The organism is [Clostridium] ammoniilyticum (assembly GCF_025566905.1).
GTDB classification, from domain to species: domain Bacteria; phylum Bacillota_I; class Bacilli_A; order Erysipelotrichales; family Coprobacillaceae; genus Faecalibacillus; species Faecalibacillus intestinalis.
Genome location: NZ_JAOQJR010000003.1, coordinates 193,523 through 208,433, shown reverse-complemented (window position 1 = coordinate 208,433; position 14,911 = coordinate 193,523). Strand labels below are relative to the sequence as shown.

13 protein-coding genes are annotated in these 14,911 nt (G+C 28.3%); 12 read left to right on the top strand and 1 reads right to left on the bottom strand.

The features are described from left to right. Positions 1 to 8: 8 nt before the first annotated feature. The 6 genes from OCV55_RS04570 (at position 9) to galE (ending at position 7,448) form a co-directional block, all read left to right on the top strand. The gene (locus OCV55_RS04570) at positions 9 to 1,670 is read left to right on the top strand and encodes a DAK2 domain-containing protein (RefSeq protein WP_147579946.1); all 1,662 of its coding nucleotides are present in this window, start codon (positions 9 to 11) and stop codon (positions 1,668 to 1,670) included. A 1,130-nt stretch (positions 1,671 to 2,800) separates the two neighbouring features. After that, positions 2,801 to 3,154, top strand: a complete 354-nt coding sequence (locus OCV55_RS04565; RefSeq protein ID WP_147579945.1) for a type 1 periplasmic-binding domain-containing protein — start codon at positions 2,801 to 2,803, stop codon at positions 3,152 to 3,154. Next, entirely contained in the window at positions 3,094 to 3,525 is a 432-nt protein-coding gene (locus OCV55_RS04560; RefSeq protein WP_147579944.1) for a substrate-binding domain-containing protein, read from the top strand. Before OCV55_RS04565 ends, OCV55_RS04560 begins: the two co-directional genes overlap by 61 nt. Before the next feature lie 151 nt (positions 3,526 to 3,676). Further along, complete coding sequence (locus tag OCV55_RS04555) at positions 3,677 to 5,164, top strand: UDP-glucose--hexose-1-phosphate uridylyltransferase (RefSeq protein ID WP_147579943.1); 1,488 nt, start codon at positions 3,677 to 3,679, stop codon at positions 5,162 to 5,164. Continuing rightward, the gene (locus OCV55_RS04550) at positions 5,164 to 6,447 is read left to right on the top strand and encodes a galactokinase (RefSeq protein ID WP_147579942.1); all 1,284 of its coding nucleotides are present in this window, start codon (positions 5,164 to 5,166) and stop codon (positions 6,445 to 6,447) included. The genes OCV55_RS04555 and OCV55_RS04550 overlap by 1 nt, the downstream gene beginning before the upstream one ends. Continuing rightward, positions 6,447 to 7,448: a UDP-glucose 4-epimerase GalE gene (galE, locus tag OCV55_RS04545; RefSeq protein WP_147579941.1), complete on the top strand. Its 1,002-nt coding sequence runs from the start codon at positions 6,447 to 6,449 to the stop codon at positions 7,446 to 7,448. The genes OCV55_RS04550 and galE overlap by 1 nt, the downstream gene beginning before the upstream one ends. 139 nt (positions 7,449 to 7,587) lie before the next feature. Here galE and OCV55_RS04540 read toward each other — a convergent pair whose 3' ends face one another. Continuing rightward, on the bottom strand, positions 7,588 to 8,634 hold the full coding sequence (locus OCV55_RS04540; RefSeq protein ID WP_147579940.1) for a hypothetical protein: 1,047 nt from the start codon (positions 8,632 to 8,634) through the stop codon (positions 7,588 to 7,590). Between the two features lie 195 nt (positions 8,635 to 8,829). Here OCV55_RS04540 and OCV55_RS04535 point away from each other — a divergent pair, with 195 nt between their 5' ends. From OCV55_RS04535 to OCV55_RS04510, 6 genes are all read left to right on the top strand, one after another. Then, positions 8,830 to 8,985 carry a hypothetical protein gene (locus OCV55_RS04535; RefSeq protein WP_175301565.1) on the top strand — a complete coding sequence of 52 codons (156 nt, stop codon included), beginning with the start codon at positions 8,830 to 8,832 and terminating at the stop codon, positions 8,983 to 8,985. A 239-nt stretch (positions 8,986 to 9,224) separates the two neighbouring features. After that, positions 9,225 to 9,956 carry a hypothetical protein gene (locus OCV55_RS04530; protein WP_147579939.1) on the top strand — a complete coding sequence of 244 codons (732 nt, stop codon included), beginning with the start codon at positions 9,225 to 9,227 and terminating at the stop codon, positions 9,954 to 9,956. Positions 9,957 to 10,533: 577 nt separating this feature from the next. Continuing rightward, a complete protein-coding gene (licT, locus tag OCV55_RS04525; RefSeq protein WP_147579938.1) occupies positions 10,534 to 11,376 on the top strand; it encodes a BglG family transcription antiterminator LicT in 843 nt (280 codons plus the stop codon). Positions 11,377 to 11,464: 88 nt separating this feature from the next. Continuing rightward, a complete protein-coding gene (locus tag OCV55_RS04520; RefSeq protein WP_147579937.1) occupies positions 11,465 to 13,321 on the top strand; it encodes a beta-glucoside-specific PTS transporter subunit IIABC in 1,857 nt (618 codons plus the stop codon). Positions 13,322 to 13,332: 11 nt separating this feature from the next. Then, on the top strand, positions 13,333 to 14,160 hold the full coding sequence (locus OCV55_RS04515; protein ID WP_147579936.1) for a PHP domain-containing protein: 828 nt from the start codon (positions 13,333 to 13,335) through the stop codon (positions 14,158 to 14,160). Beyond that, entirely contained in the window at positions 14,157 to 14,909 is a 753-nt protein-coding gene (locus tag OCV55_RS04510) for a tyrosine-protein phosphatase (protein WP_147579935.1), read from the top strand. The genes OCV55_RS04515 and OCV55_RS04510 overlap by 4 nt, the downstream gene beginning before the upstream one ends. Positions 14,910 to 14,911: the final 2 nt, after the last annotated feature.

The window sequence follows — 14,911 nt, the reverse complement described above, 5'->3', positions numbered from 1 at the left end:
GGAAAAATATGCAAATACTTACAGGAAAGCTATTTAAAGAGATGGTTTTATGTGGTGCGAATACTCTTCATAATAATCATCCTGAAATAGATGCTTTAAACGTATTCCCTGTACCTGATGGGGATACTGGAACAAACATGTCTATGACTTTTAATGCTGGAGCAGCAGAAATCAAAGATATGGATAGTGACAATATTTATGATATTGCTAAAAAATTATCTAAAGGTTTATTAATGGGAGCACGTGGTAACTCAGGTGTTATCTTATCACAAATCTTTAGAGGATTTGCAATGGGATTAGAAGGTCATGAAAGCGTTGATGCTGTTGCTTTTGCCAATGCTTGGAAAAGTGGGGCAGAAGTTGCTTATAAAGCTGTTATGAGACCTGTTGAAGGAACTATTTTAACTGTTATTAGAGAAGCAAGTGAAAAGATCGTTGAATATACTCAACCAGGTATGGAAATTGAAGATGTTTTCTCTTATTTTGTAAAAGAAGCAGAAAATTCATTAGAAAGAACACCTGAATTACTTCCAGTATTAAAAGAAGTAGGTGTTGTTGATAGTGGTGGAGCAGGTTTATTATTAGTTTTAACTGGATTTATGGCTGCTTTAACAGGAGACCGTGTTGATTTTGTTGATATTAAATCAGAAGGTCAAGTAAATGCAGGAACTGAATTAGAATCTGGTGAAGAAGGATATGGATACTGTACAGAATTTATTGTTCGTCTTGAACCTTCATTAATTGATAAATTCTCAGAAAACCAATTAAAGAAAGAATTAGAAAGAATTCCAGGAAACAGTATTGTCGTTGTACAAGATGAAGATATCGTTAAAGTACACGTACATACATTAAAACCAGGTGAAGCTTTAAACTTAGCACAAAGATTTGGTGAATTTGTGAAGTTAAAAATTGAAAATATGCAAGAACAAGCAAATAACTTACAAAATGCTGCAGCAAGTCAAGGAAGTATTGTAGGTGTTGATGATAGCAAACCTCAAAAACGCGAAGCTAAAGAAACAGCTATTATTTCTGTTTGTGCTGGGCAAGGTGTAGAAGATGCATTCTTAGAATTACATTGTGATTATGTTGTAAGTGGTGGACAAACAATGAATCCATCTACTGAAGATATGGTTGCAGCTGTTAAAGAAGTAAACGCTAAAAATGTTATTATCTTACCAAATAACTCTAATATTGTAATGACTGCTCAACAAACAGCTACAATCTTAGAAGGAGAAGTCAATGTTATTGTTATTCCAACAAAAACAATTCCTCAAGGATTATCAGCATGTGTTATGTATAATCCAGAAGTTTCATTAGAAGATAATATTGCTGAAATGGAAGATGCAGTATCTCATGTTAAAACTGGACAAGTAACATTTGCGATTAAAGATACAAACATCGATGGTGTTGAAATTAAAGCAAATGACTACATGGCTTTAGTCGAAAAAGATATCGTTGCATGTAAACCAAATAAATTAGATGCTTTAAAAGTATGTTTAGAAAAACTAGTAGATGAAGATTCTGAATTAATTACTTTACTTGTTGGTGAAGATGTTGTTGATGAAGAAGTAGAAGAAATCGAAAGCTACATTGAAGATAACTTTGATGCAGAAGTAGATATTATCGAAGGAAAACAACCTGTTTATTCATTTATTATTGGTGTCGAATAAGTGTGCAGAAAAAACGTTGATAAATTCAACGTTTTTTTGCTAATTGAACTTTTATTTAACGTTTACGTATAGTCTTTGTGAATGTTTGAATCTTTTGGACAATTTAATTGTATTTTCTAAAGTAATTGTATAGTATTAAGAGCAAAAAAGTGACTGCATTTTATAGTCACTTTTTCATTTTGTGCCAGGCATGGCACTAATCCAGTTAGAGATAAATCAACAACAGGTATTTACCGCCAAGTGTAATGAACCACAAGTTGTTGTCAGTGATGGCAAGGATGGAGGAAGTGGTGTAGTGATTCTTTTGAGCGTACGAACAGAAACTTGATATAAGGCTAAATGGTGGATAAGACTGCATACCAAGTCGAAGTCCAAAAGGTAAACGTAAAACCAAGACAGTAAATCAAGATGTTGTAAAAGTTAGAGGATTAGTGAATTACCCCGGGAGGTCTTGTGAACAACGAATTCCAGTAAACTTTAAAAACAGTAATGGTACCGTTGGTCGAAAAAAGGGTTGTCACAAGAAGTCAGCTTAGGTCGTAGTGGGTAGGACACACAGTACTGAAGGATCTAATGTTTATATGATGTTTACTCATCATAAGCAATGTTTGAACAGTTCGAAATCGAGAATGGTCTCATAATTGGAAATCGTAATTTCATGGAGATGAAGGTAGAGGGAATGGTTTCAAATATATTTACGAGTGAAGGGTGTAGTAAGTTTGAAGGGACTTCTTAATCAATCAATTTTAAAGAGTTGGAGCTCCAAAATGATTAAAAAGTCTCTTGAGGCTTATTTTTTTATCTTAAAGACCAAAATTGTATTTTGTAAAAAACAATTTCAAAACATGTCCGTATTTTGTTTCGTCAGTACAGAGATTGTGTAAGGAACTTTAAAAAGATGACACGAAATCAAAAAAGATGCAGTAAGGGGGCTATAAAAAGCCCTCTGAGCATTTCGCTTAGTGTAAGAATCTTTTTTTACTTCTTACACGAACCTTGAAAACGAAACAGCCTGCCCGTAGTGATACCAGAACTGAATAGGCATTCAGCGTGTTATACAGTGCTATACTTTTGAACAGGAAATTAGAGACACTTATTACTTATCTGTTTTACAGGGAGTTGAAAAGTATTTGAAAAAGAAAAAAAATATTTCTACAAAGGTTAGATATGATGATCTGGGTATAAAAGAATCATTAGAAAATGTTGATGGTATTATCTGTATAGGTAAATTTGAAAGAGAGCATCTAGATTACTTCAATGAAATATCTAACAATATTATTTTGCTGGATATGGATTTGTCACCAATAACGCAGACTTGTGTGTCGTTAGACTTTGATGATGCAATGTACAAGGTTGTTCAATATTTTCATTCAAAAGGTCATAATAAAATTGGCTTTATAGGAAGAAATGAATACAATGAAATATCTTTACAAGCTACAACCAGAAAAAAAGTTTTATTAAATATTGCGAATCTTTTGACATAGATTATGAAATTTTCCCAACTGAGCATGATATGACAGGAGATGCTGGATATTCTATTATCAACCATATTATTTCAGAGGGAAGAGTTCCATCTACAATCTTTTGTATTAATGATCCGATTGCAATGGGAGCAATGCAAGCACTTCTCGATGCAGGAATTAAAGTGCCGGAAGATGTATCAATTATTGGATTTAATGATGTTGAAGCATGTAATTTTACAAGACCTACATTATCAACCGTTTATGCACCGTCTTTTGAAATGGGAGAAATAGGTGCATCTGTTCTTCATCATATGATTACAGGAGATGATATACATTATCCTCGAAGAATTCAGTTACCATGTCAGTTGAAAATTAGAAACTCATGTAAGTAATAGGTACTAGAAAATTATTCTAGTATCTTTTTTTATTTCTAATTAGTAAATGTTTACTAAATTTAAGTAAAGTCATTTTAAATAATTTACTAAATTATATTGTAAAGTTTACTAAAAAGGTTTATTATATTCGTGAAAAGAGGAGAAGAAAATGAACCACGAAATCAACAGATTGTTAAACTATGGATTACAAAATGGAATGATTTATGAAGATGACATAGATTATTCAGCAAACTTATTAGTAGATTTACTTAAACTTGATACTTTTGAAAAAGAAGATATTGATGAAAAATTAGAAACAGCAAACGATATAATTGAAAATATTTTATCTTATGCTGTTAAAAAAGGACTTGTAGAAGATTCAGTAGTATTTAAAGATTTATTTGATACAAAATTAATGAACTGTATAATGCCACGTCCAAGTGAAGTTATTAATCAATTCAATAATCTAAAAGAAGTATCTAGCAAAGATGCTACAGATTACTTTTATGATTTATCGGTAGCTTCAAATTACATAAGAAAAAACAGAACCGATAAAAATATCAGATTTAAAAAATTCTATAAGTATGGCGATATAGAAATCACCATTAATCTATCGAAGCCAGAAAAAGACCCAAAAGCAATTGCTTTGGCAAAAAATCAAAAATCTAGCAATTATCCAAAATGTTTACTATGTAAAGAAAATGTAGGATTTGCTGGTAATGTAAATCATCCTGCTAGACAAAATCATAGAATTATTCCACTAAAATTAAATGGAGATAACTATTATTTTCAATATTCGCCATATGTTTATTACAATGAACATTGCATTATTTTTAATAAAGAACATAAACCAATGGTTGTAAATAAGGAAACTTTTGAACATCTGTTATCATTTGTTGAACAATTTCCACACTATTTATTAGGTTCAAATGCTGATTTACCAATTGTTGGTGGTTCGATTCTGTCACATGATCACTATCAAGGTGGAAATTATGAGTTTCCAATGGATGGTGCCAAAGTTTTTAAAACTATAACACATAGAGATATTCAAATCGATTTCTTACAATGGCCACTTTCAACTGTAAGACTAATCTCAAAGAACAAGGAACATATCATTCATTTATCTGAACATATTTTAAATAAATGGATTAATTACTCTAATGAAGATATTGATATTATTAGTCATACAGAAGGAACAAGACATAATACAATTACACCAATTGCCAGAAAAAAAGGTGATAATTATGAAATGAATTTAGTATTTAGAAATAATAGAACTACTGAAGAATATCCATTAGGTATTTTCCATCCACATCAAGAATTACATCATATTAAAAAGGAAAATATTGGTTTAATCGAAGTTATGGGATTGGCTGTTTTACCAGCAAGATTAAAAGATGAACTTACATTATTAGAAAAATGCTTAATTAATGAAGCTGACATCAATGATTATGAATCATTAGAAAAGCATAAAGATTGGTTTGAAGAAATCAAAAATCAAGAATGGACAAAAGACAATGTCAAAGATCAATTACAATATGAATTAACAAAGGTGTTTGTAAGAGTATTAGAAGATGCAGGTGTTTTCAAATTGGATGAAAAAAGTAAAAAATATTTTATAGAATTTATTGAAGAAGCAATTGAAGGAGAAGAATAATGAAAAGAGCAAGCCAAATTATTAATGATATCCAAAATAATAAAGCAGACAGTTTATTTTTAGATATCTATCAAGATGAGTCAATGATTGAATTTCAAAAGAAAAGATATGTAGATGCAATTGAACAATACATTAATCTATATAAAGATGAAGAAGTAGAAATCTTCAGCGTACCTGGAAGAAGTGAAGTATGTGGAAATCATACAGATCATCAACATGGTCAAGTTTTAGCAACAGCAATCAATTTAGACATTATTACAGTAGTATCAAAGGATGAAGAAAAAGTATTATTAAAAGATAAATACACTTCTAATCCAGTGTATATCAATGATTTAGATATGAAGGAAGAAGAAAAAGACACATCTGAAGGATTGATCAGAGGTATCTTATATAGATTTAAAGAATTAGGGTATAAAATTGGCGGATTTAAAGGATTCAGTACAAGTAATGTTTTAGCAGGTTCTGGTTTATCATCGTCAGCAGCATATGAAGGAATGATTGGTGTTATTCTTTCTGGATTATATAATGATATGAAAGTCGATTCAGTTGAAATTGCTAAAATCGGTCAATATGCTGAAAATGTATATTTTGGTAAGCCATGCGGTTTAATGGATCAATGTGCTTGTGCAGTTGGGGGTTTAATCCATATTGATTTTAAAGATAATTCTAATCCAGTTGTAGAAAAAATTGATAATGATTTTTCTCAGTATGGATATAGCTTATGTATTGTAGATGTTCATGCATCACATGCTGATTTAACACCTGATTATGCAGCTATTCCATCTGAAATGAAAGAAGTTGCAGCTTATTTTGGTAAAAAATTCTTAAGAGAGGTTTCAGAAGAAGGATTCATTAAAGAAATTTCTAATATCAGACATAGCATTGGTGATAGAGCAGTAGCAAGAGCCTTACATTATTTTGAAGAAGATAAAAGAGTTGAAAAAATTACAAAAGCATTAAAAGATAATGATTTTGAAACATTCAAAGCATGTATTAAATCTTCTGGAGACAGCTCTTTCAAATATTTACAAAACATTTATTCTAATAATGATATTAATAATCAAGCTGTCACAATTGCGTTAGGATTAAGTGAATTATTTTTAGAAGGTCATGGAGTATCAAGAGTTCATGGGGGTGGATTTGCTGGTACAATTCAAGCATTTGTTGAAAATAATTATGTTCAAGAATATAAAAAGAAAATTGAAGAAGCGTTTGGAAAACATTCATGTCATGTGTTAAAAATTAGAAAATATGGAGCAATGAAAGTAGAGGTAGGAGAATAATGAAAGTATTAGTAACAGGTGGTACAGGTTATATTGGAAGTCATATTTGTGTTGAATTAATTCAAGCTGGTCATGAAGTTATAGTGATCGATGATTTTTCAAATTCCAAACCAGAAGTATTAGGCTATATTAAAGATATTACTGGAAAAGAAGTAAAATTTTATGAATTCAATATTTTAGATGAAAGCAAAACTGAACAAGTATTTAAAGAAAATAAGATTGATTCTGTTATTCACTGTGCAGCTTTTAAAGCAGTAGGGGAATCAGTAAAAAAACCAATTGAGTATTATACAAATAATTTAACAACAACTTTAATTGTTGCTAAAATGATGAAAAAATACGGTGTCAATAATATTGTATTCTCATCAAGTGCAACAGTATATGGTGATCCTGAAGTTGTCCCACTTACAGAAGATTGTAAGTTAGGTGAAACAACTAATCCTTATGGAGCAACAAAGGCAATGATGGAAAGAATTTTAACAGATGTACAACATGCTTGTACTAGCATGTCAGTAACATTACTTAGATATTTTAATCCAATTGGAGCACATGAATCTGGATTACTTGGAGAAGATCCAAAAGGAATTCCTAATAATTTAATGCCATATATTATGAAAGTTGCAACAGGAGAATTACCATGCTTAGGTGTATTTGGTGATGATTATGATACACCTGATGGAACAGGCGTAAGAGATTATATTCATGTTGTAGATTTAGCTAAGGGGCATGTACTTGCTATTGAAAAATATTCAGAACCAGGAGTTCATATTTGTAATTTAGGTACTGGAGTTGGATACAGCGTATTGGATATAGTCAAGGCATTTGAAAGAGTAAATGGTGTAAAAATCAATTATGAAATCAAAGATAGACGTCCAGGAGATATTGCTACATGTTATGCTGATCCTTCAAGAGCAAAAAAAGAACTTGGTTGGGTTGCTACTAGAGGTATTGATGAAATGTGTAGAGATACATGGAATTTTGCAAAAAAACATATGAAATAAAAAATAGATTGTAATTAGCCACACTATTGTGGCTAATTACAATTTTTTTATAAAGATATGATGATTTGGTATGAATGAAATTGTGAAGACGCTTAGTAATTTCACATTTAATTATGTAAATATAAAATCATTTAATCTTTTATTTGTTGACTTTAATAGTATAATTTTGTTCTGATACTTCAAGACTGTCTAAATCGATATATTTATAGCCTTTGAGTATTTTTATGTAGTTTCCTTTTGAATTCTTTGAAATGTTACCTTTTTTGTCACATTTTTTATAGGCAAGTGCAATATTTTTTTGATTAATTGTTTTAAACAATAGATAACCATCTGCATCTTTATGAGATTGAAATTTTATAGGCGATTCTATCTTTGTATAAGTATTTTCAAAAGAAAGTGCGTTTTCTCCAAGTTCTCCAAAATTAAAAATAGAAAAAAAGGAGATAAAAGTTGTAACGACAATAATGGTGAACATACAAAAAAATGGACTATCAGGAGATACAAATATCTCTTTTAGTTTTTCTTTATCAGCCTGTTTTATAATGTTTACAGTATCAATACAGCCTATGCTTCCAAAGGGAAAGAAAGATAATACAAAGATATAAACATTTGTTATGATAGCAAAGTATTTGTCATTAAATAAAAGCATTATACAAATTCCATAAAGAATATATAGAACTAAAGTAAGACATAATCCATATTTTTTATCAATATTTTTGGCTATCCAGTTATTTTTAAAATATAGAGAAGCAAACAACAATAGAACAAAAAATAATATCAACATACTTATAAACATACAAAAGTTATATTTTATTTTTGTAATAAGTTTTATTAGGATGAAATATAAAACATAAAAATAAACTTGAAGACAACATGAAACCTTAAAATAATAAAGTCTTTTATTTTGCGTCATCTTTTCTTTTACTTGATTTTTTATAATAGAAATAAAAAACAATGATAAAAATGTAGGAATGATCAACTCTGAAATAAGAGAAATCAGAGGCAAAGAGACTATTATGCTGGTTAATTTTAGTGCTTTAGAATAGCCACTATAAATTTGCCATAACATAAATGATAAAAATGTAATTGTAAAAATAACCAATAACTTAGTAGAATATTTTTTTTGGGAAAATTTCTCCAAAAGATAAGTATTTAAATAACTAATTGCAGTACTTAATAATTCCATAAATAATAAATTCCTTTCCTTTTTTATAATTATATTTGTAATTAATAATATACTCATAAATAATTTAAATTTACAATAAAGAACAAAAAAGAAAAAATTTAATAAATATTTTTCTTGAATACCTTGCTCTATAATTAATTTGATAATAATGATATAATTTCATTAACTATCTAAGAAGATAGATGGAGGGTTATTATGAAGTATGTACTTATAGGAAATGGAATAAATATACAATTTGGTGGAACTGCATATTCAAACTACTTTATTTTGGAAAGAATAAAGTCAAAAGCTAAAATAGGAGGATATGCTAAATTATTTGATAATTCAATTACTGGAGAAGATATATTATAAATATTTTTAATGGATTCGTAAATATTGCTAATGGAATAAAAACTGGAAAATACGATAAATTAACAGATGATATTGAATTAAAGGATGCTTTTAATGACTTTAAGAAAAGATATAAAAATAAAATAAAATATTCATATAATATTATGTCAGAGGATTGGTTTTTACTTGTTGAAGCTTTCTTTTTATAAAATGATGGTTTATCTGATAACAAAGAACTATCAATTCAAGGATTTAAAATCATGATACTTGATAGTATTTATAATGAAGGAAAATTACAAGAAATATATAAAAGTATGTCAAAAAAAGTAAAAGATTACTTTGCTGACTATGATGAAATATTTACTTTGAATTATGATAATAATATAGAGCATTTAATGGGAAAAAACGTTTTTCATTTACATGGGGACTTTAGTGTTCTTGCTGATAGTGAAAATCCAAATACTGTAAATGGGTATATACGAAATAAAGAAGGAAAAACTGTAGTAATACCTGGATATGAACACTGTTATTGTAAGGCTTTATTAAATTACAGTGGTAAATTGAAATTAAAAAAAGCGGAAGAAAATCATCAGCTTATAGTAGAATATGATAAGAATTATAAAGATGAGTACTTACAAAATGATAATTATATAAACTGGTTAAATAGTTTAAAAGTAAGTGATGAAAACAGCTACAGAATAATTATGACTAAAATAAAACATCCTGAACTTAAAGCAGCATCAGAATATTATTTTGAAAATTTTAAAGATATCAAGGATGAATTACATATAAATGGTTTATCACCTAATAATGATGATCATATATTTAATTTAATAAGAAATAATAAAAATATTAAACGTGTAATTTATTATTACTATTCTCAACATGAAAAAGAATATATTGATAAGAATTTTCCACAAGATATTTTTATATCAAAATCTGTTGAAAGTTTATGGGAAAGTCTAGGTTATAAAAAAGAAAAAAAATTTTAATTATTTCTTTCCAAAGGAAATTGATGATTTTGTTGACATTGTTAATGAATTTTCTAAAAGAAAAATGACTAAAGAGGAAATAATATATGAAATAAATTCGATTTCTTTAAGTAAAATGAAAATGCTATATACACAGGTTAAGAGCATACTAGATACAAAAGAGCTTCAAGGCTCATCAAATAATCAAGAAGAATTTGAAAAAAAACATGAATATGTGAATTATATTGCATTACAAGAAGGAATAAATCCATCATCGATATATATAATTTATTTTATGTATTCAAGTATTTCAAAAAAGTAATATCAAGAATATTATTGTTTATATGTTCGATAGAACTATTTAATACCATAATTTTTATTATACTGTTTTATTCTTATAACTATATTATGAATATTAGGTTATAAAGTAAAAAAACAGGACGCATTAATCAGTATTGTAATTGACACAAAAAAATGGAAGTGCTATCATAATAGTGTAATAGATGGATTGTAATAGTATGTATATGACTACACAAAACCTGCTTACGGATGCTTTTTATTCTGTAATCAGGTTTTTATTATTTAAGGAGGAGTAACAATGTTGATAAAAAAGATTCTTAATAATAATGTTGTAATTACTATAAACGATGATCATGAAGAAATAATCGTTATGGGTAAAGGAATTGCTTATGGAAAAAGAAATGGCGATCTTATTGATATTAGTAAAGTCAATAAGACCTTTGAATTAAGCTTAAAAGATGAACAAAAAAAGATGCTAAACATGCTAAAAGACATTCCAATTGAATATATGGATACTTCTGATCAAATAATTCAAAAAGCAAAGAAAGAATTAAAAGTGGGAATTGATGACTCTCTTTATATTACTTTAACAGATCATATTCATACAAGTATAGAGAGATATAAAGAAGGGGTTATATTAAAAAATCAGCTATTAATGGAAATTAAAAGTTTCTATAGAAAAGAATTTGAATTGGGAATGTGGGCATTAACTTTAATAAAGGCTAAATATGGAATATCTATGGATGAAAATGAAGCTGGATTTATCGCTTTACATATTGTATGTAGTGAAACTGATAATGCAATAGAAAATGCCTATGAAATTACTGCTTTTATTAAAGAAATATTGGAGATAGTAAAGAATTATTTTCATATAGAATTTGATGAAGAATCTTTATCATATTATAGATTTGTTACACATTTAAAATATTTTGGTTTACGTTGTTTTAATCATATGAAACATAATCAAATCGATTCATTAAATAATGATATTTTAGAAATAATGAAAGAAAAATATGTTGATGCATATTTATGCGTCTTGGAAATAAAAAAATATGTAAAACAAAAGTACGATTACATTTTAGAAGATGAAGAAATATTATTTTTAACAATACATGTTGCAAAGATTATCTTAAAAAAATAAACAGAGATAATTTGCATATAGATGGATAGTAACATTCAGTTGGCTAAACCTCATAGTTTGAAAGAATTCAAAAAAGGAGGAATATATTATGAAATATGAAGAACTTTCAAATGAAATAATTGAGGCTGTTGGGGGAAAACAAAATATTGTTTCTTTACAACATTGTATGACAAGATTGAGATTTACCTTGAAAGATGAATCTCAAGCAGATGATGAAAAAGTAAGAAACATAAAAGGAGTTCTATCATTAATAAAAAAGGGAGGACAATATCAAATTGTAATTGGGACATATGTCCATGATGTTTATCTAGATATTTGTAAAATAGCGAATATTGAGGAAAAAGAAGAAAAAAAAGATAATGAAAATAAAGAAAAGAAGAATATCATAAATTCTTTAATTTCAACTATTATAGGAGTAATTGCTCCAATTATACCTATTCTAATCGGTACAGGATTAGGAAAATGCTTACTGATGATTGTATCTATGATGGGATGGGCTAATGCAGATACATCTATGACGTATTACATCTTCAATTTTGTTTTTGATGCAGGTTTTACTTTTTTACCTGTTTTCGTAGCAGTAGCTGCAGCAAAACATTTTAAATGTAATACATTTATGGCAGCACTATTAGGATGTGCACTTGTTCATCCTAATTGGAACAGTATTGTTTCTGCGGTGGATCCAAAATTTATTGGAAGTATTTTGGGAATATTCCCTGTTTATGGAATGTCATATACATCTTCACTAATTCCAGCAATATTAGTTGTTTGGGTAATGAGTAAAGTTGAGTATGGTCTAAACAAATATTTACCAAATATGATAAAAGATATTTTATCACCATTATTAACATTATTAATAATGGTGCCATTAACATTTGTAGTATTAGCACCAGCAATGGGTATTGTTTCAATTTATTTAGGCAATGCACTATTATGGATCTATAACACATTTGGAATGTTTGCTCTTGCAATTTTATGTATAGTATATCCATGGCTTGTAGTTACAGGAATGCATTCAACACTTGCTATCGCTGGAATTCAAATATTGTCGCAATCAGGATATGATCCATTTTCAAGAACTTTAACATTGACAGCAAATATGTCACAAGGTGCAGCTGCAATGGCGTGTGCTTTAAAAACAAAAAATAAAGAATTTAAACAAACTTGCTTATCTTCAGGACTTACGGCTTTTCTTGGTGGTATAACTGAACCATGTATTTATGGAGTTACATTAAAATTGAAAAAACCAATGTATGCAGTAATGATAGGATGTTTTTCTGGAGGATTGTATGCTGGTTTTGTTGGACTAAAAGCTTATGCGTTTATGACACCAAGTATTATCAATATTCCTATGTGGATTGGTGGAACAAGTAATTCAAATTTAATCAACGCAATTATTACAATTATTATTTCTGCTGTTGTTACTTTTATTGCAACATTAGTTATTGGATTTGATGATCCAGTTGAAGAAAGTAATGATATTAATCATAATTTGATGAATAATGTAAAAAGTCCAATAAGTGGAAAAATTTTAGACTTAAATTCTGTAAATGATGAAATGTTTTCTAAAGAAGTTTTAGGTAAGGGTGTTGCTCTTATTCCTAATGATAATAAGGTATATTCGCCAGTTGAAGGAATTATTTCTGCTACATTTGAAACAAAGCATGCTATTGGAATTACAACAGATAAAAATATGGAAATTTTAATTCATATTGGTATTGACACTGTTAAATTTGGGGGTAAACCATTTAAACAATTCGTTGAAAAAGGTCAAAGAGTAAAGCAAGGAGATTTGTTAATTGAATTTGATAAAGAATTGCTAAAACAAGGAGATGCGGATTTAACAACAATGGTTGTTATTACCAACTCAAATGATTATTTAGAAATTATTCCTACCAAAGAAAAAAGAGTTAAGATGAATGATGATTTATTAACAGTTATTTAAGGAGAAAACATATGGTTTATGCAGATTTACATGTTCACACTAATTATAGTGATGGAACTCATTCGATAGAAGAGGTTATTAGATTAGCAAAGAATAGAGGAATAAAAGTTGTGGCAATAACTGATCATGATACACTTTATCACTATGATAAAGTTAAAAAAATTTGTGAAAAGAATAATATAAAGACTATTCGAGGTGTGGAAATGAGCTGTTATGATTTTGATGTTTATAAGAAAGTTCATGTTGTAGGGTTATGGCTAAATGATAACCCTACACATGTAGAAGAATTATGTAATCATACTTTGAAATGTAGAGATGAATATCATCATCAGTTAATTGACGAACTAAATGATAAGGGATTGGATATAACATATGAAGAAGCAAAAAAATTTTCTCCATATAATATAGTGTTTAAAATGCATCTTTTTCAGGCAATTGTTAATAAATATCCAGAATATAACAATTTGGAAAAATATAGAGAATTATTTGCAGGAAAAGTATCTCAAGATGTTGATCTACAAATGGGATATATTGATGTAAAAAGCGGCATAGAAGCAATACATAAGGATGGTGGTATAGCTATCCTAGCTCATCCATGCGAGTATGATAATTATGATGAAATAAAAAAATATGTTTCATATGATCTTGATGGAATTGAAATTTCTCATCCAAGTATGAAAGAAGATGATTATCCATTAACTCAACATTTTGCTAAAAAATATAATTTATTGAAAAGTGGAGGAAGTGATTTTCATAATATAAAACTAACAAGTATAGGAGATTTTGGCTTAACAAAAGAACAATTTGATGATTTGGAAAAAGAGGCATTACAAAAATGAAGAACATAAATAACTTTAGAAATGTTAAAGGGTATATTAATAAAGATAACAAAAAATTAAAAGCTAATATGATTTTTAGAGGTGGTGCTTTAAATCGTTTGATTCCAGATGAGATAAATTATTTCGAAAAAAAACTAAATATACGATATGTACTGGATTTCAGAGATCAAAATGAAGCTGAAAAAGATCCAGATATTATAGGAAATCGAATTAATTATGAACGTATAAGTGCGTTACAACTTCAAGACGAGCGTTTTCAGGGATTTGATTTTGGTAAAGAACTTAGTAAGCATTTATCTTTAACGCAAATAGATTATTTATCACAATATCTTCTAGATGGATATAAAAATATGCCTTTTAATAATAAAGCATTTGATAAATTATTTAAATTACTTCTTAAAAATGATGGTAGTGTTTATTATCATTGTAGTGCTGGAAAAGACAGGACAGGTATTGCTACTTTTCTTGTTATGATGGCATTAGATATGAATGAAGAAGATGCAATAAATGAATATCTATTATCTAATAAGTATTTAAAAAATTTTATTGACCAATTTTATTTGGAACATAATGTATCAAAAGAATTTCAAAAGTTAGCAGATAAGTTACTCTATGTAAGAGAAGAAAATATTCTTTTAGCGATTAATGCTATAAAGTGTAAGTATCAAAGTTATGATGATTATTTTGAAAAAGAATACAATCTAACAAAAGAAAAGAGAAAACTACTGAAAGCAATCTATTGTGAGTAAAA

Coding starts and splice junctions, on each gene's coding strand:
- galE (WP_147579941.1), top strand. CDS start 6,447: ATGAAAGTATTAGTAACAGGTGGTACAGGTTATATTGGAAGTCATATT.
- OCV55_RS04510 (WP_147579935.1), top strand. CDS start 14,157: ATGAAGAACATAAATAACTTTAGAAATGTTAAAGGGTATATTAATAAA.
- OCV55_RS04535 (WP_175301565.1), top strand. CDS start 8,830: ATGAAGTATGTACTTATAGGAAATGGAATAAATATACAATTTGGTGGA.
- OCV55_RS04555 (WP_147579943.1), top strand. CDS start 3,677: ATGAACCACGAAATCAACAGATTGTTAAACTATGGATTACAAAATGGA.
- OCV55_RS04570 (WP_147579946.1), top strand. CDS start 9: ATGCAAATACTTACAGGAAAGCTATTTAAAGAGATGGTTTTATGTGGT.
- OCV55_RS04515 (WP_147579936.1), top strand. CDS start 13,333: ATGGTTTATGCAGATTTACATGTTCACACTAATTATAGTGATGGAACT.
- OCV55_RS04520 (WP_147579937.1), top strand. CDS start 11,465: ATGAAATATGAAGAACTTTCAAATGAAATAATTGAGGCTGTTGGGGGA.
- OCV55_RS04540 (WP_147579940.1), bottom strand. CDS start 8,634: ATGGAATTATTAAGTACTGCAATTAGTTATTTAAATACTTATCTTTTG.
- OCV55_RS04530 (WP_147579939.1), top strand. CDS start 9,225: ATGATACTTGATAGTATTTATAATGAAGGAAAATTACAAGAAATATAT.
- licT (WP_147579938.1), top strand. CDS start 10,534: ATGTTGATAAAAAAGATTCTTAATAATAATGTTGTAATTACTATAAAC.
- OCV55_RS04550 (WP_147579942.1), top strand. CDS start 5,164: ATGAAAAGAGCAAGCCAAATTATTAATGATATCCAAAATAATAAAGCA.